General features: G+C 67.9%; 17 protein-coding genes. 11 read left to right on the forward strand and 6 right to left on the reverse strand.

The window, feature by feature from the left end; translation table 11 throughout:
* Positions 1-50 precede the first annotated feature (50 nt).
* Positions 51-971 carry a pantoate--beta-alanine ligase gene (gene panC, locus DMB86_RS02975; protein ID WP_113716486.1) on the forward strand — a complete coding sequence of 307 codons (921 nt, stop codon included), beginning with the start codon at positions 51-53 and terminating at the stop codon, positions 969-971.
* A 60-nt stretch (positions 972-1,031) separates the two neighbouring features.
* Here panC and DMB86_RS02980 read toward each other — a convergent pair whose 3' ends face one another.
* Genes DMB86_RS02980 through uriH form a run of 3 tightly spaced genes read right to left on the reverse strand, consistent with a single transcriptional unit; the run spans position 1,032 to position 4,404 of the window.
* Positions 1,032-1,997: a ribokinase gene (locus tag DMB86_RS02980; RefSeq protein ID WP_113716487.1), complete on the reverse strand. Its 966-nt coding sequence runs from the start codon at positions 1,995-1,997 to the stop codon at positions 1,032-1,034.
* Positions 1,994-3,424, reverse strand: coding sequence for a uridine transporter UriT (gene uriT / locus DMB86_RS02985; protein WP_227878564.1), 1,431 nt, complete (start codon positions 3,422-3,424; stop codon positions 1,994-1,996). Before uriT ends, DMB86_RS02980 begins: the two co-directional genes overlap by 4 nt.
* Positions 3,421-4,404 carry a uridine-preferring nucleoside hydrolase UriH gene (uriH, locus tag DMB86_RS02990; protein ID WP_227878565.1) on the reverse strand — a complete coding sequence of 328 codons (984 nt, stop codon included), beginning with the start codon at positions 4,402-4,404 and terminating at the stop codon, positions 3,421-3,423. Before uriH ends, uriT begins: the two co-directional genes overlap by 4 nt.
* Before the next feature lie 234 nt (positions 4,405-4,638).
* On the opposite strand from uriH, the gene DMB86_RS02995 reads away from it, so the two are divergent.
* The 9 genes from DMB86_RS02995 to dhaM all read left to right on the forward strand — a co-directional run bounded on the left by DMB86_RS02995 (position 4,639) and on the right by dhaM (position 13,793).
* A complete protein-coding gene (locus tag DMB86_RS02995; RefSeq protein WP_113719299.1) occupies positions 4,639-5,655 on the forward strand; it encodes a LacI family DNA-binding transcriptional regulator in 1,017 nt (338 codons plus the stop codon).
* A gap of 129 nt (positions 5,656-5,784) precedes the next feature.
* Positions 5,785-7,233, forward strand: a complete 1,449-nt coding sequence (gene lysS / locus DMB86_RS03000; RefSeq protein WP_113719300.1) for a lysine--tRNA ligase — start codon at positions 5,785-5,787, stop codon at positions 7,231-7,233.
* Between the two features lie 13 nt (positions 7,234-7,246).
* Positions 7,247-7,408, forward strand: a complete 162-nt coding sequence (locus DMB86_RS20485; RefSeq protein ID WP_171814345.1) for a hypothetical protein — start codon at positions 7,247-7,249, stop codon at positions 7,406-7,408.
* A gap of 85 nt (positions 7,409-7,493) precedes the next feature.
* Positions 7,494-7,829: a histone-like nucleoid-structuring protein Lsr2 gene (locus DMB86_RS03005; protein WP_113716488.1), complete on the forward strand. Its 336-nt coding sequence runs from the start codon at positions 7,494-7,496 to the stop codon at positions 7,827-7,829.
* 209 nt (positions 7,830-8,038) lie between these two features.
* Complete coding sequence (locus DMB86_RS03010) at positions 8,039-10,528, forward strand: ATP-dependent Clp protease ATP-binding subunit (RefSeq protein ID WP_113716489.1); 2,490 nt, start codon at positions 8,039-8,041, stop codon at positions 10,526-10,528.
* Between the two features lie 149 nt (positions 10,529-10,677).
* Entirely contained in the window at positions 10,678-11,199 is a 522-nt protein-coding gene (locus DMB86_RS03015) for an amino-acid N-acetyltransferase (protein ID WP_227878566.1), read from the forward strand.
* A 138-nt stretch (positions 11,200-11,337) separates the two neighbouring features.
* Positions 11,338-12,336, forward strand: coding sequence for a dihydroxyacetone kinase subunit DhaK (gene dhaK, locus DMB86_RS03020; protein ID WP_113719302.1), 999 nt, complete (start codon positions 11,338-11,340; stop codon positions 12,334-12,336).
* On the forward strand, positions 12,337-13,044 hold the full coding sequence (dhaL, locus tag DMB86_RS03025) for a dihydroxyacetone kinase subunit DhaL (protein ID WP_227878567.1): 708 nt from the start codon (positions 12,337-12,339) through the stop codon (positions 13,042-13,044).
* Complete coding sequence (gene dhaM / locus DMB86_RS03030; protein ID WP_113716490.1) at positions 13,041-13,793, forward strand: dihydroxyacetone kinase phosphoryl donor subunit DhaM; 753 nt, start codon at positions 13,041-13,043, stop codon at positions 13,791-13,793. The genes dhaL and dhaM overlap by 4 nt, the downstream gene beginning before the upstream one ends.
* Positions 13,794-13,885: 92 nt before the next feature.
* Here the strand turns inward: dhaM and DMB86_RS03035 are convergent, their stop codons facing one another.
* Positions 13,886-14,875, reverse strand: coding sequence for an HhH-GPD family protein (locus tag DMB86_RS03035; RefSeq protein WP_113716491.1), 990 nt, complete (start codon positions 14,873-14,875; stop codon positions 13,886-13,888).
* Positions 14,876-14,907: 32 nt separating this feature from the next.
* Here DMB86_RS03035 and DMB86_RS03040 point away from each other — a divergent pair, with 32 nt between their 5' ends.
* Entirely contained in the window at positions 14,908-15,678 is a 771-nt protein-coding gene (locus tag DMB86_RS03040; protein WP_113716492.1) for a DUF4232 domain-containing protein, read from the forward strand.
* Positions 15,679-15,735: 57 nt separating this feature from the next.
* Here DMB86_RS03040 and disA read toward each other — a convergent pair whose 3' ends face one another.
* A complete protein-coding gene (disA, locus tag DMB86_RS03045; protein ID WP_113716493.1) occupies positions 15,736-16,803 on the reverse strand; it encodes a DNA integrity scanning diadenylate cyclase DisA in 1,068 nt (355 codons plus the stop codon).
* Between the two features lie 190 nt (positions 16,804-16,993).
* Positions 16,994-19,384 carry a DUF222 domain-containing protein gene (locus tag DMB86_RS21415; protein WP_129545451.1) on the reverse strand — a complete coding sequence of 797 codons (2,391 nt, stop codon included), beginning with the start codon at positions 19,382-19,384 and terminating at the stop codon, positions 16,994-16,996.
* Positions 19,385-19,414 lie beyond the last annotated feature (30 nt).

Raw genomic sequence — 19,414 nt, forward strand, 5'->3', positions numbered from 1 at the left:
ATCAACGTGCCGTAAACACTTGCCGCAAACAACCGATGAAAGAGATCGACATGGGCATCACCGTCGTTTCCACCATTGCCGAACTGAAGGCACGCAGCGCCAGTCTGCTGGCGGCCCGAGGCGGCGCCACCAGCGGCGGGACGCTGGGACTGGTGCCGACCATGGGCGCGCTCCACCCTGGCCACGCCGAACTGGCCAAGGCCGCCGTGGCGGCGAACGACGTCGTGGTGGCCAGTGTCTTTGTCAATCCGCTGCAGTTCGGCGACCCCGTGGACCTGGAGCGCTACCCGCGCACCGCGGAGGCCGACCTGGCCGTGCTCGACGCCGTCGGCGTGGACATCATGTTTGCCCCTCCGGTTCAGGAGATGTATCCGGACGGGGAACCTGCCGTGCGGGTCACGGCCGGGAAACTGGGGGAACTGTACGAGGGCGCGTCCCGGCCCGGGCACTTTGACGGCGCCCTGACGGTGGTGGCCAAGCTCCTCCACGCGGGCCGTCCGGACACCGGACTGGCTCCGGCGGACGAAGCCGGGCGCCAGTCCTACCGCGCCTACTTCGGCCAAAAGGACGCCCAGCAGCTGGCCCTGGTGCGGCGCATGGTGGCGGACCTGAATTTCCCCGTGGACATTGTGCCCGTGCCCATTGTGCGCGACGGCGACGGCTTGGCCCTCTCCAGCCGGAACCGCTTCCTGTCAGCCGAGGAACGCAACGCCGCCCTGGTGCTTTCCCGCGCGCTGCGGCTGCTGCGCAGGCGTGCCGACGCGCACGAGCCCCTGGACATCCCCTCGGCCGAGGAACTGGTGCGCATGACGCGCGGCGTGGAACTGGACTATCTGGAGGTCGTGGACCCGGACACGCTGGTGGTCCGGGCCGAAAACTGCCAGGACACTCCCTTCACCGGCCGCGCACTGGCACTTATCGCCGCCCGGGTCGGCCCCGTCCGCCTCATCGACAACGTCACGCTCGGGTAGCGGGGCGCCTTGGGCCCACGCAGGATGATGAAACGGACATTTGAGGTCGATATATCGGGATCAATTCTCCGTTCCGTCATCCGGGGTCCCGGCGGCCACCGCCGCGGACACTTCCTCGGCGGACGGGTACGCGGCCTGGGTGCCCTTTTTGGTGGCGGCCAGCGCCGCCGCCACCGAGGCGTAGCGGGCGGCATCGGCCAGGGCATCGCCGGCGGCCAGCCGCGCCGCGACGGCGCCGGTGAAGGCATCCCCCGCGCCGGTGGTGTCCACGGCGTCCACGCGCGTCGGGGCAATGCACACCACCGGTTCGGCCGCATTGGCCGCATCCAGCACCACGGAACCGGCCGCGCCCAGCGTCACAAGGACCTTGTCCAGGCCGCGGCCGCCAAACTGCCCGGCGGCCGCCAGCCAGTCAGACACAGGGGCGTCGGCCGCGGGCATGGCGAGCCCGTCCAGAAACTGGGAGGCCTCGTGCGCGTTGACCAGCAGCACGTCGGTGAGCCGGGCCAGCCCGTCCCCGACCGGGGCGTAAGGGGAGAGGTTCAGCAGGACCGTTGCCCCGGCGTCGTGCCCGGCCTGCGCGGCGGCCCGCACGGTTTCCAGCGGCACTTCCAGGCAAAGGCACACGACGCCGGCGCCGTCGAACAGGGCCGGGTCCATCGCCTCGGGGGACAGCGTGCCGTTGGCGCCGGCGGAGATGATGATGCTGTTTTCCCCGCTGTCCTCCACGGAGATGACGGCGACGCCGGTGGGCCCGTCCACGCGCCGCACGTGGCTGACGTCCACGCCGGCGCCCGCGGTGGAAGCCACCAGCATGTCGCCGTTGGCGTCCCGGCCCACGGCGCCGATCAGCGTGACACGGCCGCCCAGCCTGCCGGCGGCCACGGCCTGGTTGGCGCTCTTGCCGCCCGGGTTCACGGCGAAGCCGCTGCCGTGCAGCGTCTCGCCGGGACGGGGCAGGCGTTCGCAGTAAATGGTGAGGTCGGCGTTGAGCGATCCCGCCACCACAATCCTGGAGCCGGTCACTCGGCGACCTCCGCGTCAACGGGCTTGGGCACCAGCAGGGAGGTGGCGAAGGCGGCTACGGTGATGGCAAGTGCCACCACGACGACGGTCAGATAGGAACCCTGTCCGCCCAGCGGCGCCGTGGCGACCAGAATGGCCGGCAGGACCAGGAAGCTCAGCCCGGCGCCGAGGTTGAAGGCTCCGGCGTTCATGCCGGGCAGAAAGCCGGGGTTTCCTTCGGGGGAGAGCACCACGCCAAGGCCGTTAAGCATGATGTTCACCGTACCGGCGTACATGACGCCCAGCAAGATGGTGCCGGTGATCATCAGGGGCAGGCTGTGCAGGCCCAGGAAGCCGATGACGGCGAGGGCCGAGACGCTGCCCGCCAGACCGATCCGCAGCATCTTCGTGTAGCCGAGCACGGGCGCCAGGCGGCCGGTGATCGGCCCGAAAATCCAGCCCAGCAAGGCGTAGGGGGTCAGGATCAGCAGGCTCATCTCGGTGGCGCCGATGTTGAAGCCGGGATCCGCGGCCTGGACGTAGGCGGGCACAATGCCGTTGATGACGGCGAAAATGCCCGTCATGGTCAGTGTCGTGGTCAGCAGGGGAGCCCAGGTGGAGCGCTGGCGCAGATGCACAATTTCCACCATGGGCTGCCGTGACCGCTTCTCCACGGCCCAGAACGCCATGAACGCGGCAACGGCGACGACGGCCAGGGCCAGTGAGGTCAGGAGCGGGCCGGCGGTGATGCCGCCCACCAGCTTCGTGGCCTCGTTGAGCGCCGTGAGCAGCGCGCCGACGGCGATGACGATGAAGAACACGCCCAGCCAGTCCATCCTGGTGCCCTCGCCGGGCTTGCTTTCCCCGGCCAGCACGAACAGCAGCAGCGTGGCGACGGCCGCGATGGCCACCATGAGCCAGAAGATGCTGCGGAAGCCAAAATGCTCGGCGAAGTAGCCGCCCACAAACGAGTCGATGCCGGCGATTCCGCCGTTGACCGCGGTGATCAGGCCCATCAGGGCGCCGTATTTCTTCGGCTCCTTGACCGCGGAGCGCAGCATGATCAGGCACAGCGGAACCGTGGGCCCGGACACGCCCTGGATGATGCGCCCGACAAACAGCCAGGTGATGTCCGGGGCCATGGCCGAGACGACGGAACCGATCCCCATCAGGGCCATCATGCCGATGAGCACCTTCTTGCGGCCGATGATGTCGCTGAGGCGCGGCAGGAACAGGGAGAACACGGCGGCGGCGGTGAAGAACCAGGTCTGGGACAACCCGATGGCCGCCTGGTTGGTGTGCAGTTCCTCGCCCATGGTGACCAGGGCGGGGCTGAGCATGGAGGCGTTGAGCTGAAATGCCACACAGGCGGTCAGCAGCGCCACCATCAGGGCGGTGACATTGCCGCGCCTGGTGGGCATGCCGTTCTTGGCGGGGGCGTAGCTCATGCGTCCACCTCGCCGATCCGCACCAGTGCGTCGGTGACCAGGTCCCAGAACTTCTTGTGGTCCAGGTCGACGGCCACGGAGGTCTTGCAGTCGGCGGGGGCCGGGGCGCGGAAATCGGCCACGGTCATGCCAAGGGTCAGGGAACCGGTGAGCTCGATGTCCACGGGCACCTTGCGGGTGGTCATGACTGTCGGGTCGATGACGTAGGCCACGGCGCAGGGGTCGTGGACGGGCGGGTAGTCGAAGCCCTGCGCGTCCTTGTAGGTCTTGGTAAAGAACTCCATCAGCTCCATGACGAACTTGGCCGGCTTGGTGCCCACGGCTTCGATCCGGGCCACCACCTCGGGGGTGGCCAGTGCCTGGTGCGTGAGGTCCAGGCCCACCATGACCACTGGCCAGCCCGCGTTGAACACGATGTGGGCGGCCTCGGGGTCGATGATGATGTTGAATTCGGCCACGGCGCTCCAGTTGCCCACGTGGTAGCCGCCGCCCATGAGGACAACTTCCTTCACGCGTTCGACGATCCCGGGCTCCTTGCGCGCGGCCATGGCAATGTTGGTCAGCCCGGCCGTGGGGACCAGCGTCACCGTGCCCGGCTCGTGGGCCATGACGGTGTCAATGATGAGGTCGACGGCGTGGCGCGGGTCGAGCTCGATCGTGGACTCGGGCTGGTCGGGGCCGTCCATGCCGCTGTCGCCGTGGATGTCCGGCGCGGTTTCAATGTTGCGCACCAGTGGACGGTCGCAGCCGGCCGCGAACGGTACGCCGGTGATGCCGGCGATGGTGCCGACGGCCAGCGCGTTGCGCGTGACCTTGTCCAGGGTCTGGTTGCCCACGACCGTGGTCACGGCCAGCAGGTCGATGTCCGGGCTGCCGTGGGCCAGCAGCAGTGCCACTGCGTCGTCGTGGCCCGGGTCGCAGTCCAGGATGATCTTCCGCGCCGGGGCGCCGGCCGGCTGGTGGGGCAGGGTCGCGTTCAATTTCTCTCCACGTCTTTGGGGCGGGTCTAAGCGGTGTTCCCGGGGAATGCGGGCTTACAAAAATCAAGTGTGGCACCAAGACAGGAAGCACGTCAAACGCTTAACGTGATGTTCGTCAAGCGCTTGACGTACGACCTGCCGGGCCGCCCCGCCGTTCCCCGGTACCATCGATTCATGCACCCCGCCACACAGCCCCCGTCCGACGGCGCACGGCCGGCCCGCGTCACGGCCGCCATGGTTGCCGCGCGGGCCGGGGTGTCGACGGCGACTGTCTCGCTGGTGACCAGCGGGAAGACGGCCGGAAGGGTCTCGGTCGAGAACATCGCCAAGGTGGACCGCGCGGTCAGGGAGCTTGGATATGTGGTGGACGGACTCGGCAGCTCGCTGGCCCGCGGGCGCAGCAACATTGTGATCCTGGTCGCGCCGGACGTCTCCAACCCGTTCTTTGCCAAGGTGGTCGACGGCGTCCGGACCGAGATTGGCGCCTCCTTTCAGCTACTCATCTCCGTCACCGAGGCCGGGCAGATGCCCAGTGCCGCCTTGGTGCGGAACCTGCTGTCCCTCCGGCCTGCCGGGCTGCTGGTGGACGCGCCAAGCGCGGGGTTCCTGGCCGGGCTGCCGGCGGCCGGGCCCATGGTCCTGCTCGACACGGCGGGCGTGGAGAGCGATGTCCCCTCGGTTGACCTGGACGTCGCCGGGGGGGCCATCCAACTTGCGGACCATTTGGCGGACTTGGGCCACACCACGCTCGCCTACCTTGACGGGACCACCGGCACGGACACGTTTCGGGTCCGCCGGGAGGCCTTTTGCCGCCAGGCCCTCAGTCGTGGGATGGACGTGGTGGGGCAGGCCCGCACCACCATCGACGTCGGCGCTGCGGCCGACGCCTTTGCCGCGGCCTGGCCGCAGTGGCAGCGCCGGGGAGTCACCGCGGTGGTGTGCAGCACCGACACCCACGCCTACGGCGTATTGCAGGAGGCCCGGGTGGCCCGCCTGGCGGTGCCGGGGCAGCTGGCCGTGACCGGCTTCGACGACCTGCCCTACTCCGAAAGCTCCAGTCCGGGCCTGACCACCGTCCGGCTCCCCGCGGCCGAACTGGGCCGGACGGCCGGACGACAGCTGCTGCGCCTCCTGGATGGCGCGGAACTGGCGGGGGAGGACCCTGCCGGACACCGGGTCACCCTGCGAAGCGCGCTGGTGGTCCGGGGATCAACGGTGGAGGGTGCCGCAGTCCGGCCCGGCGGGGCGTAGGCGGCGCCGGGCCGCTTCCACGGTCTTCACGCCGGGTGCGGAGGGTTCATTCAGATTCACCAACTAAACTGGTCAACTGTGAGCGCAGAAAATACCGTGACCCTCGAGCCCAGCGACGTCTCCGAGCAAATGCTTGTGCGTTTGGAAAAGCGCGCGAAATTGCTCGAACGCGGTGACCAGGCCTACCCGGTTGGTGTGGGCCGGACCCACACGCTGGAGGAAATCCGCGAGAAGTTCCCGGAGCTTGCTCCGGACACCAGTACCGGCGAACACGTCGGGGTGACCGGCCGCGTGGTTTTTGTCCGCAACACCGGCAAACTGTGCTTCGCCACGCTGCAGTCGGGGGCCGGAACGCGCCTGCAGGCCATGCTCTCGCTGGCCAACGTGGGCGAGGACGCCCTGGCCGACTGGAAGTCGCTGGTTGACCTGGGCGACCACGTCTTTGTGCACGGGGAGGTCATCAGCTCCAAGCGCGGCGAGCTGTCAGTCATGGCGGATTCGTGGCGGATGGCGTCCAAGGCCCTGCGCCCGCTGCCCGTGCTGCACGCGGAACTCTCGGAGGAAATGCGGGTGCGCCAGCGCTACGTGGACCTGATTGTCCGCGACGCCGCGCGCGATCAGGTCCGGAAGCGCTCGGCCATTGTCAAGGCCATCCGCGACACCCTCCACGGCGAGGACTACCTCGAGCTGGAGACCCCCATCCTCCAGCTCATCCACGGCGGCGCCGCCGCCCGCCCGTTCCACACCCACTTGAACGCCTTTGACCAGCCGATGACGCTGCGCATTGCCATTGAGCTTTACTTAAAGCGCGCGGTGGTGGGTGGCATGGATAAAGTGTTTGAGCTGGGCCGCATATTCCGGAATGAAGGCGTCGATTCAACCCACAGCCCGGAATTCACCATGCTGGAGGCCTATGAGGCCTACGGCGACCAATTCAGCATGGCCAAAATCATGCAGCGAATCATTCTCGCCGCCGCCGACGCCGTGGGCTCCCGCACCATTGAGACGGAGCGCGGGCAAATCAACCTCGACGGCGAATGGCCCTGGCTGCCTGTTTACCAAGGCCTGGGCGACGCGGTGGGGCAGACAATTACGCCCGAAACCACGGCCGGCGAATTGCGTGCCATCGCCGCCGCCCACGAGGTCAAAGTTGATGCCGGCTGGGACGCTGAAAAGCTCGTTGTTGAATTGTTTGGCGAAATTGTCGAGCCGACGCTCATCCAGCCCACGTTCGTCTGCGATTACCCGCCCTCGGCCCAGCCGCTGGCCCGCCCGCACCGGGACAAGCCGGGCCTTATCGAGGCGTGGGACCTGGTCATTGACGGCAAGGAAACCGGCACGGCCTTTTCCGAACTTATTGACCCGGTCATCCAGCGCGAGCGGCTGACCAAGCAGTCGCTGGCAGCCGCCTCCGGGGATCCGGAGGCCATGCAGCTGGATGAAGACTTCCTGCGCGCCCTGGAATATGGCGCGCCGCCCATGGGCGGTCTCGGCCTGGGCATCGACCGGCTGGTCATGCTCTTTACCGGCGTGGGAATCCGCGAGGCCATCCTCTTTCCCCTGATGAAACCAGAGTAGAAGCGGCAAGGTTATGGAATATATTGCAGTTATCGTGCCCTCATTGGGCGTCGGCGTGCTTTTTTACTTCGCGATGAAGGCGATATTCAATGCCGACAGGTCGGAACGCGAGGCTTTGGCGCAAGCCGAGCGCGAGGCTGAGCACAACGGCGATCTCCCGTCAAAAAATTCCTGAACGGCATTCTTTGACGCCGCGTGATTTACGCAGCATAATTTGTTAGTGACGGATACTTCAAATATATGTGAGGCGATAATCACCCATGGCACAGAAGATTCATGTAACGCTTGTCGATGACCTGGACCAAAGCCCCGCCGATGAAAACATCACGTTTGGCCTCGACGGCGTTAGCTACGAGATAGATCTTTCGGCGCACAATGCGGAGGAATTGCGCACAGCCCTGGCAAAGTACATTGCGGTGGGCCGGCGTGCCGGCGGGCGCGCAGCCCGCGGCCGCGGACCGGCAGCGGCGTCCAAATCAAAGAGCGACGTCGCTGAAATTCGCAGCTGGGCCAAGGACAACGGCTACGAAGTGCACGAACGCGGCCGCATCCAGGCCGAAGTCCGCAACGCCTATTACGCGGCGCAGGGCGCCTAAGGCTGATTTTTACCAGGCGCGACGTGCCGGAACGGCGGCGGGGCTCCCAACCGGGCGCCCCGCCGTCGCGCTTTAAGAAGGCTCCGTGCTTTAAGAAGGCTCCGCGCGACAGCGGGCAAGGGGTTCTTATTTCCCCTGTGGCGAACAAGCCCCCACGGCCGCCCGGCACTGCGTAGCATCAAAGTACGCAGTAAAAGGAGTGTGGCGAAATGTTTGAGCGATTCACTGATCGAGCCCGACGCGTTGTCGTGCTGGCCCAAGAAGAGGCCCGCATGCTCAACCACAATTACATCGGCACGGAGCATATCCTGCTCGGCCTCATCCACGAGGGTGAAGGTGTTGCCGCCAAGGCCCTGGAGTCCTTGAACATCTCCCTGGACGGTGTCCGGGAGCAGGTCCAGGAGATCATTGGGCAGGGGCAGCAGGCCCCCAGCGGGCACATCCCGTTCACTCCGCGTGCCAAGAAGGTGCTGGAGCTCTCGCTGCGTGAGGCCCTGCAGCTGGGCCACAACTACATCGGCACCGAGCACATCCTCCTGGGACTGATCCGCGAGGGCGAAGGCGTGGCCGCGCAGGTGCTGGTGAAGCTCGGCGCCGATCTGGGCCGCGTGCGCCAGCAGGTCATCCAGCTGCTCTCCGGCTACCAGGGCAAGGAACCCGTGGCCAGCGGCGGCCAGCAGCAGGAAGGCACCCCGGCGGGGTCCGTGGTGCTGGACCAGTTTGGCCGGAACCTGACACAGGCCGCCCGGGAAAACAAGCTCGACCCCGTCATCGGGCGCGAGCATGAGATGGAACGCGTCATGCAGGTCCTCTCCCGACGAACGAAAAACAACCCGGTCCTCATCGGCGAGCCGGGCGTCGGCAAGACGGCCGTCGTCGAAGGCCTGGCCCAGGCGATTGTGCGCGGCGACGTGCCGGAGACCATCAAGGACAAGCAGCTGTACACGCTTGACCTGGGCTCGCTGGTGGCCGGCTCCCGCTACCGCGGCGACTTCGAGGAACGCCTGAAGAAGGTCCTGAAGGAAATCCGCACGCGCGGGGACATCATCCTCTTCATCGACGAGATCCACACACTGGTCGGCGCCGGTGCGGCCGAGGGCGCCATCGACGCGGCCTCCATCCTCAAGCCCATGCTGGCACGCGGCGAACTGCAGACCATCGGCGCCACCACGCTCGATGAATACCGCAAGCACATTGAGAAGGACGCCGCGCTGGAGCGCCGCTTCCAGCCCATCCAGGTGCAGGAACCGTCCGTGCCGCTGACCATTGAAATCCTCAAGGGCCTGCGCGACCGCTACGAGGCCCACCACCGCGTGTCCATCACCGACGACGCGCTGACGGCGGCCGCCACCCTTGCGGACCGGTACATCAGCGACCGCTTCCTGCCGGACAAGGCCATCGACCTGATCGACGAGGCCGGGGCCCGCCTGCGCATCCGCCGCATGACGGCGCCGCCGGAGCTCAAGGCCATGGACGGCGAGATCGCGGCCGTGAAGAAGCGCAAGGAAGACGCCATCGACGCCCAGGACTTCGAACGTGCCGCGTCCCTGCGCGACGACGAACAGAAGCTCATCAGCGCCCGCGCCGAAAAGGAACGCCAGTGGAAGTCCGGCGGCCTGGATGACATCTCCGAGGTCGATGAGGAACTCATCGCTGAGGTCCTGGCCAACTCCACCGGCATCCCCGTGTTCAAGCTGACCGAGGCCGAGTCCACGCGCCTGCTGAAGATGGAAGACGAGATCCACAAGCGCGTGATCGGCCAGAACGAGGCCATCAAGTCGATCTCCCAGGCCATCCGCCGCACGCGGTCCGGCCTGAAGGACCCCAAACGCCCGGGCGGCTCGTTCATCTTCGCCGGCCCCACCGGCGTTGGCAAGACCGAGCTGGCCAAGGCCCTTGCCGAGTTCCTGTTCGGCGATGAAGACGCCCTGATCACGCTGGACATGTCCGAGTATTCGGAGAAGCACACGGTGTCCCGCCTGTTTGGCGCCCCTCCCGGCTACGTGGGCTACGAAGAAGGCGGGCAGCTGACCGAGAAGGTGCGCCGCCGCCCGTTCTCCGTGGTCCTCTTCGACGAGGTTGAAAAGGCCCACGCGGACCTGTTCAACTCGCTGCTGCAGATCCTCGAGGACGGCCGCCTGACGGACAGCCAGGGCCGGGTGGTGGACTTCAAGAACACCATCATCATCATGACCACCAACCTGGGCACACGTGACATCTCCAAGTCCGTGGCCACCGGCTTCCAGTCCGGCTCGGACACCCAGACCGGCTACAACCGGATGCGTGCACGGGTGACGGAAGAGCTCAAGCAGCACTTCCGCCCCGAGTTCCTCAACCGCGTTGACGACGTGGTGGTGTTCCCGCAGCTGACCCAGGACGAGATCATCGAGATCGTTGACCTCATGGTGGCACGACTCGAGGGACGCCTGGCGGACAAGGGCATGGGCATTGAGCTCACGCCCGCGGCCAAGGTCCTGTTGGCCACCCGCGGCTACGACCCCGCCATGGGTGCCCGGCCCCTGCGACGCACCATCCAGCGCGAGATCGAGGACCACCTTTCCGAGAAGATCCTCTTTGGGGAGATCAAGTCCGGCGACATCATCGCGGTGGACGTGGAAGGCGAGGGCGACGAGGCAAAGTTCACCTTTGTGGGCACAGCCAGGCCGAAGATCCCGGACGCCATCACCGCTTCCGCGTAATTGATGTTCGACGCCGGCGACCCCCCTCCCGGGGCAGGTCACCGGCGTCGTGCTTTAAGCCGTGCCTTAAGAAGCAGGGCCTTGGGAAGCAGGGCCTCCGGAGGGTGCCGGGGACCGTGCCGGGACGCCCGCCGTCGTAGACTGAAGCGGTGACTGCCGAAACCACCGCCCTTGACATTGCCCTCCGGCCGGCCCGGACCTCCGACGTCCAGGCCATCAAGGACCTGGTGGCGCCCCTGGCGGAGCAGCGAATCCTGATCTCCAAGGAATCGGTCACCTATTACGAATCCATCCAGGAATTCATCGTTGCCGAGATCGACGGCGTCATTGTGGGCTGCGGGGCCCTTCACGTCATGTGGGAGGACCTTGCTGAAATCCGCACCCTGGCCACCGCCGGCGCGTGGCGGGGCAGGGGCGTGGGCCATGCCCTGGTGGAGCGGCTGCTGGAGCACGCCCGCCGGGTCGGCGTCGGCCGCGTGTTCTGCCTGACGTTTGAGGTGGACTTTTTCCTCCGCCACCGTTTTGAGGTCATGGCGGACCAGAGCGTCGTGGACCCGGCCGTGTACATGGAACTGCTGCGCTCCGCGGATGAAGGCATTGCCGAGTTCCTGGACCTGGCGCGCGTCAAGCCGAACACGCTGGGCAACACCCGGATGATCCGCACGCTCTGATCCGGGCCAAACCGCGCGGCGCCGGCCACCCCTACCACGCGGCAAGCGGGCCGGGTAGTGTTCAAGGAAGGCGGCACGCGCGCCAAGGCGGCGGCCGCCACCCAATTATGCTCGCTGTTCGATCTGGAGGGTGCCGTCTTGAAAAAGCTCATCAATGATCCCAAGGCTGTTGTGGATGAATCGGTGGAGGGATTCGGCCTGGCGCATGCAGACCTGGTCACGGTCCATCCCGATCCGCTGTTTGTTTCCCGCAAGGAGGCCAAGTCCGGCAAGGTGGGGCTGCTTTCCGGCGGCGGCAGCGGCCACGAACCCCTCCACGCCGGCTACGTTGGCTTCGGCATGCTCGACGCCGCCGTCCCCGGCGCGGTTTTCACCTCACCCACGCCCGACGCCATCATTCCGGCGACACTCGCAGCGGACTCCGGTGCCGGCGTCGTCCACATCGTGAAGAACTACACCGGGGACGTGCTGAACTTTGAGACGGCCGCCGAGATGGCCCAGGCGGAGGGCGTCGAGGTCCGCACGGTGTTGGTGAACGACGATGTCGCCGTCGAGGACTCGCTGTACACGGCCGGGCGGCGCGGCGTGGGTGGCACGGTGCTGGTGGAGAAGATTGCCGGCGCCGCGGCCGAGAGGGGCGACGGGCTCGACGCCGTCGCCGCCATCGGCCAGCGGGTCAACGACAATGTGCGCACCATGGGCGTGGCCCTGTCAGCCTGCACGGTGCCGCACGCGGGCGTGCCGAGCTTTGAGCTGGGCGAGGACGAGATTGAAATTGGCATTGGCATCCACGGGGAGCCCGGCCGGCACAGGATCCCGATGGAGAACGCCGACGGGATCACGGACAGGCTGCTGGAGCCCATTCTGGCGGACCTCAAGCCCGCCCCGGGGGAGAAGGTCCTGCTGTTTGTCAACGGGATGGGCGGCACCCCTGCCAGCGAGCTCTACATCGTGTACCGGCATGCGGTGAAGGTGCTTGAGGGGGCCGGGCTGGTGGTGGAGCGCTCGCTGGTGGGCAACTACATCACGGCACTGGAAATGCAGGGCTGTTCCATTTCGGTGCTGCGCCTGGACCAGGAAATGACGTCTCTGTGGGACGCGCCCGTCCACACGCCGGCACTGCGATGGGGGATGTAAGTGACGGGCTCCGGCAACGGCTCCGGACAGGTGCTGGACGCGGCGTGGGCCATCGACTGGCTGCGGCGCAGCGCGGCCGTGGTGTCGGAAAACCGTGTGGCGTTGATTGAGCTGGACCGCGCCATCGGCGACGGGGACCACGGCGAGAACTTGGACCGCGGTTTCACCGCCATTGTGGCCAAGCTCGACCAGGAGACCCCTGCCACGCCCGGGGCGGCGTTCAAGATGGCGGCCATGACGCTCATGTCAAAGGTGGGCGGAGCCGCCGGGCCCCTTTACGGCACCGCATTCCTGCGTGCAGGCACCGCCGTGGGCGATGCCACCGCGCTGGACGCCTCCATGCTGGTTGCGGCACTGACTGCGGCACGGGACGGCGTGGTGGCACGCGGAAAGGCCGCCTCGGGCGAGAAGACCATGATCGACGCATGGACCCCGGCGGTTGAAGCCGCCGCCGCCGAAGCTGCTGCCGATGGCGGGCCCGCCGTCGTGCTGGCGGCAGCGGCCGACGCTGCGGAGGCCGGCGCCATCGCGACCGACCCGCTCATAGCGCGCAAGGGCCGGGCAAGCTATCTGGGGGAGCGGGCCATCGGGCACCGGGACCCCGGCGCCGCGTCGTCGGCGCTGATCCTGCGTGCGGCGGCCGACGCCGCGGCGGCATCGGCAGGGTCGGCTGCGGGCGGGTCGGCGCCGGCCGGGTCGGCCTCATGAGCGTGGGGCTGGTCATTGTGTCCCACAGTGCCCAGCTGGCCGCCGGCGTCGCCGAACTGGCGGCCCAGATGGCGCGGGACGTGGTGCTGGTCCCGGCCGGCGGCACGGACGACGGCGGCATTGGAACCTCCCTGGAGAAGGTCATGTCCGCGCTGGAAAAGGCGGACGGCGGCGACGGCGTGGTGGTGCTGACGGATTTGGGCTCCGCAGTCATGACGGCCGAATCGGCGCTGGAATTCATGGGCGACCCGGAGAACGTCGTCCTGGCCAACGCGCCCCTCGTTGAAGGCGCCGTCGCGGCGGCCGTCGCCGCCCAGTCCGGGGCCGGACTGGCAGTGGTGAAAAAGGCTGCCGAAACCGCGCTCGACCCTGCCGGCGGGGCAGCGGGCGCCGATGCTGCCGGCGGTGCCGTTGGAGGCGCCCCAGCGGGGAGAGACCCAGCGGTCGGACTGCCAGCGGGAGCAACGCCCACGGCGCAGGCGTCGCCCGAGGGCGCGGTCACGGCGATGCTGACCCTGATCAACCCGATCGGCCTCCATGCGCGGCCGGCCGCGACGCTGGCCGGCGCCCTCGGTGCCATGGATGTGGACATTGACATCAACGGCGCCGACGGGCAGTCGGTATTCCTGCTCATGGCACTCGGCGCCGGCCAGGGCACCGAGCTGCATGTCACCGCCACCGGCCCCGACGCCCAACGCGCGGTGGACCTGGTGCGGACGGAAGTGGAAAACGGTTTCGGCGAGCTCTGAGTTTCTGAGGCCGGGGCCCAGTCGGCCGGCTCGCCCCGCGCGTCGCGCCACGGGTCTCCCGTCTCTCGCCGCCGTGCTGAAACTGCGCGCCGTCAGTGGGGGAGGTGGTAGCCGTCCTCCGAGAGCTGGGCCAGACCGTCAGTGAGGAGGCCGCCCAGGGCGCGTTGCAGCTGCGGGGCGTGGGTGTTGAGGCTGTGCAGGCTGTTCAAGGCTGCGGCGACTTCGCGCGGATGATCCGTGTGGGCGCCTCCCAGCAATTCCACCGGGGCTTCCCAGAACAATTCCGGGTGGACGGGGGCGTCCGCTGCCCTGAGCACCGCCATGACGGCCCCGCGCACCTGGCGGTCCGTCCCCGCCCAGGGCTGGCCCTTGGGCACGTAGGCCGGTTCGGGCTGTCCGGCGGCCACCCATGCGCACTGCTCCGTGACCGGGCAGAGTTCGCACTTGGGACTGCGGGCCGTGCACACCAGGGCGCCCAGCTCCATGACGCCGGCGTTCCACTCGACGGACTCTGCCGGATCTTCCGGCAGTAGTTCCGCAGCCAGGGCCATCTCCGCCGCGGTCAGAGACGGTGCCGGCAGCGCCTGGCCAATGACCAGCCGGGCATGGACGCGACGGATGTTGGTGTCCACCACGGTTTCCCGGCGGCCAAAAGCAAACGCGGCCACAGCGGCGGCCGTGTATGTGCCAATGCCGGGCAGCGCCAAAAGTTCGTCAAAGGTGTCCGGCACGGCGCCGTCGTGCCTCTGGACAATTTGCGCGGCGGCAGCGTGCAGCCTCAGCGCCCGGCGCGGGTAGCCCAGCCGGCCCCATGCGCGCAGCACCTCCGCCTGGGAGGCCGCGGCGAACGCCGCAGGTGTGGGCCAGCGCGCCATCCACTCTTCCCAGACGGGCCGAACGCGGACCACGGGGGTCTGCTGCAGCATGATTTCGCTGACCAGGATCCCCCACGGCGGGCAGTCGCCGCGCCATGGCAGTTCCCGGGCCGTCTGGCGGAACCATTGCCGAATTTCCTGGTGCAACGTTTCTCCTTCAAGCGTGTGTGGGCAGTTCAACTGTAGCGAAAGCGGCGTGGTTGGCATGTCGGTGGCCCGGGTTTCGCTAGTGTTGAAGCGTGGCTACATCAGGGAAAAACGGGCAGCGCGGCAGTGCGGGGCACCCTGCCCCGAGACCCAAGGTCTCTGCCAGGGTGTACCGGCGCAGGCGTCAGGTGGTCGGCGTCCTGGCCCTGATCGTCCTGGCCCTACTCGTGGCAGGCGGCATCGGTCTGGCCAACTTCCTCGGCAGCACGGGTACGTCCGACGCCGGGACCCCGCCCGCAGCGCCCGCGTCCACCGACGCATCCAGCGCCACCCCAACGTCCACCGACGCATCCAGCGCCACCCCAACGTCCACCGATGCATCCAGCGCCACCCCAACGTCCACCGATGCATCCAGCGCCACCCCAACGTCCACCGCACCTGCCGCGCAGGCACCGCTTCCGGCGGCCGCGCCGTCGGGCGTCTGCAACGAAGCGGGCATCAAGGTCAGCGCCGCCGTGGACAAGGCGCAGTACGCGGCCGGGGTGGACCCGAAGCTGACTTTGCGTGTCACGAACACCGGCAAGGCGCCGTGCAACATCAACGTGGGGACCAGCCAGATGGAATTCAAGGTCACCAGCGGCGAGGACATCGTTTTCAATTCCAGGGACTGTCAGGCGGATTCGACGAACCTGGTCAAGGGTTTGCAGCCGGGCGCCTCGGAGACCGCCAGCTTCACGTGGAAGCGGAACCGCAGCGCCGCCGGCTGCGCCAAGGTCACGGCCACGCCGGGCCCGGGAACGTACGTGTTCATGGCGACATTGGGGAAATGGTCCAGCGGCAAGACCGTGTTCGCGCTCCAATAGGCCGAAATTGCCGACCCATTCGGGCCTCCGCTCGCGTACTGCGTGACAGCTCCTTTTTTAGAGGAAGCGGTCCAGCAGGCTGGCCTCGGCGATGCGTGACAGGCCCTCACGCACTGTGCGGGCGCGAAGTTCGCCAATGCCGTCAACGGCCATGAGGTCGTCAATTGTGGCGGCCATCAGGTTTTGGAGCCCGCCGAAATGGTCCACAAGGCGGCCGGCGACGGCGCCGGGGACCGCTTTGAGCTCGGAGACAAGGCGGTAGCCTCGGGGCTGGATGATGGCTTCGAGTGAATCGAGGTTGGAGAGGCCCACGACGCCGGCTATCAGGTTGAGGTTGATCAGGTCCGCCTGGTCGACCTCCTGCAGTGCAGCGATGGCCGCGTCCACATCGGTGGGGCCGGGGCCGGTATAGTCGCGGATCACCATTTCAGCACCGGAACCCCGCGTTGCCGTCAACTCATCGAGCTGCAGCGAGAGCAGGCGGCCATCAGCGCCAAGTTCAAGCACGTACTGGGCGATTTCCTCGGAAATGCGCCGCACCATCTCATGGCGCTGCAGTGTCACGGCAACGTCCCGGACCGTAACCATGGCCTCAATTTCCAGGGCGGACAGGGAACTTGTCACCTGGTCGAGACGTGCGCGGTAGCGTTCCAAGGTAGCCAGCGCCTGGTTGGCGCGGGCCAGCACCTTTTCTGAACCTTCCAGAACATAGCGTAAGCCGTCCACGTAAAGTGCAATGATCTGCATCGACTGGCTGACAGAAACCACCGGAACCCCGGTCTGAATGGCGACGCGTTCGGCGGTACGGTGGCGTGTGCCGGATTCCTGCGTTTCGATGCTGGGATCCGGCACCAGCTGGACAGCCGCGCGAAGGATTTTGGTGACTTCCTTGTCGCAAATTATGGCGCCGTCCATTTTCGCCAATTCACGCAGGCGGGTGGGCGCGAAGTCGATTCCAATCTCAAATCCGCCGGAACAGAGGTTGTCGATGGCCTTGTCGGAACCGAGCACAATCAGGGCTCCCGTACGTCCCCGAAGAATCCGTTCCAGGCCGTCGCGGAGAGGCGTTCCCGGGGCAACTCTGGCGAGAGTGGCCTTCAAGGCGTCTTCGGGGCTGCGAAGCATTAACGAGTCCTTCTATTCATGAGCGGGATTCCGCACAGGTTTCATTGCCCATAATAGTGTTAACCGTGGTCTGGCGCGGTTTTATGTGGTTTTCAAGGTATTGATCCCAGGTCCGCGACCGGCTGTGGACGTTCGACCTCGCGTGCCCGCCTCCACATGTACCTCGCGGGCCGGCCGTCTTGTCGACGGTCTAGAAGGGGCAGGGTTCGTTGGTTTGGGTGTGGAGGTAGGTGCGGCCGGTGGGTGTGGTGGTTTTGGTTTGTTGGGGGCTGTGGGGTTCGACGGTCCAGCCGGTGTCGGGGTTGTCTTTGAGTTGGTGGCAGTAGGTGTCGCGGGGGCGGAGGTTTTCGACGCTGGTTTCGCCTTTGGGCAGGGGGGTGCCGTCGGGGTGGTGGCGGTTCATCCAGTAGGGGATGGTGTGGTCGAGTTCGCAGCTCGCGGCGGGGTGGTCGCAGCCGATGCCGGTGCATACGGGGTCCCGGCGGCGTACTTCGGCGGCGATGTCTGCCGGTGGGTGGTAGCGTTGCCGGCCGACGGTGAGCCTGGCCGTGGTGGCGGGGTCGGTCAGGAGCCGTTCCCACCAGTAGGATCCGGCGGCGAGTTCGCGGGCCTGTTCGGGCGGGATGGGGCCGTAGCCGTCCAGGTAGCCGGGCTCTTCGGAGTGGCCCAGCAGTGTCAGGGCCGGCACGGTGACGGAGATCTTCGCCGAGATGCCGAAGGTGAACCGCGGCTCCGGCACCGGTTCTGGGACTGCGACGGGCACCGGGAGCGGGGGGCCGGCCGCGTCCCGGGCGGCGCTGCCCGCGGGCCCGCCGCCGTTGGCGCCGCCGCCTGGGGTGCTGCCGCCGCCGTTGGCGCCGCCGCCTGGGGTGCTGCCGCCTGGGGTGCTGCCGCCTGGGGTGCTGCCGCCTTGGGGGCTGGCGCCGCCGCCTTGGGTTCTGGCGCCGCGGTTGCCGCTGTTGCTGCGGCCGGCGCGGTTGGTGGTGGGGTGGAGGGCTTGGTGGAGGAGGTCCAGGAGGGTGTCGGCGCGGTAGTTGTCCAGGGAGCGGGAGGGACGGCCGGTGGGGGTCGTGGCGGTGCTGGGCGCCCCGCCGGGCAGGGTGCCTTCGTGTTGGGCGTGGCGGGCCCAGGCGTCGAGGGTGTCGTAGAGGGACTTGGCGGGGGCGGCGTCCAGGACGGCGCTGAGTTGGGCCATGCCGTCGGGCAGTGCGGTGAACCAGACCCGGCGTTGGGTCCGGGCGCGTTGGTGGCGTTCGGTGAGGGGTTCGGGGTGGTGTTTTTGGGCCAGGGCACGGATCTTGCGGGTCAGGGCCCGCGGGTTCGTCCGTGCGGCCCCGGGCAGGAACAGCGGCTCGATCAGTGTCTGGACGTCGGCGGGGACGTTTTCCAGCCCGGCCAGGATGGCCTTGATCCGTACCGGGTCCAGCAGCCCGTCCCGGAACAGGGCGGTGGTGGCGGGCAGGTTGTTCGCCAGGGTTTCGGCGTCATCGAGGAGCTGGTGCGCGGTGCCGATCCCCACGCAGTGCACGGCCATGATCTCCGCGGCCGCGTACCGGGACCGGCGCCAGGCCTCCCCCAACTCCCCTGCCCGCTCCAACTCCCCGTCCGGCCCAAGTCCGCCCGGGCCGGGCTCTCTGTCCGGCCCAAGTCCGCCCGGGCCGGGCTCCCCGGTGTCCTGGAGCTTCCCGGTGTCGTGGAGTGTTCCTGCTTGGAGCTTGCGGGCGGTGGTGGCGGGTTGTTCGCTGGGCAGGGGCGGGCGGCGGGTGGCGAAGACGGCCAGGGCGTCGTTTTCCATGGCGCAGGCGAAGGCGCAGAGCCGGTTGGCGGCGTGGATGTAGTCCAGCAGGTCGTTCTCCCCGAGCCTGTGCGGGTCCAGGTGTGCCAGGGCGTCCGCCCCGGCCACCGGGGACCAGGCCACATGGGCCGGGTTGGCCGGCCGCGGGGCCTCGGGCAGGTCCGGGACGGACGCCTGGAGGATCCGTACCCGGCCCAGGTCCGCCGGGCCCGGAAGCAGGGACACGGCCGGGTCGCACTGGTCCGGGACCGCCCACGGCGCATCGGCCATCGGGAACGGAAACACCGCGGTCCCGCCGGTTCCGTCGGGAGCAGCCCGGTCCGCCCAGCCGTCCTCGGGCATGGAGGCAATCAGCCGGTCAATGTCCTCATCGCTGGGCCAGCCGGCCCGGTCGTCGGGGACGGCGGGCTGGCGGGCGCACGCGGCCCCGCTCGTGGCCGTGAACAGTTCCCCGGCGTCAGGGTCCGAGGCGATCAACGCCGCCAACGCCGCCTCCGACACCACGCCAACGGCGTCGCCCATCACGCCTGCCGTGGCGGCACTTGCCCCCGCCGTGTCGGCGGATGCCTGCGCGGCTTGTGCCGCCGCAGCATCCGAAACGGTGCCGGGACCCCGGGACGGCACGTCCCCGGCAACGGCGGCTGCCGGAAAAGCTGGCCCGGCGAGGACTGACGCGGGACGCGCACGCTTGTGCTCCTCCGGCCTGCGGCCGGGGGTCTGATCCAAAAGAGGCGGTCCGGCGGGGGTGGAATCCCCCGTGCTGCCGGGCCGATCCATCGTGCCCATAAACCAAGTCTAGATCACACAACCGGGAAA

The sequence above is a fragment of the Arthrobacter dokdonellae genome, assembly GCF_003268655.1.
Taxonomy (GTDB): Bacteria; Actinomycetota; Actinomycetes; order Actinomycetales; family Micrococcaceae; genus Specibacter; species Specibacter dokdonellae.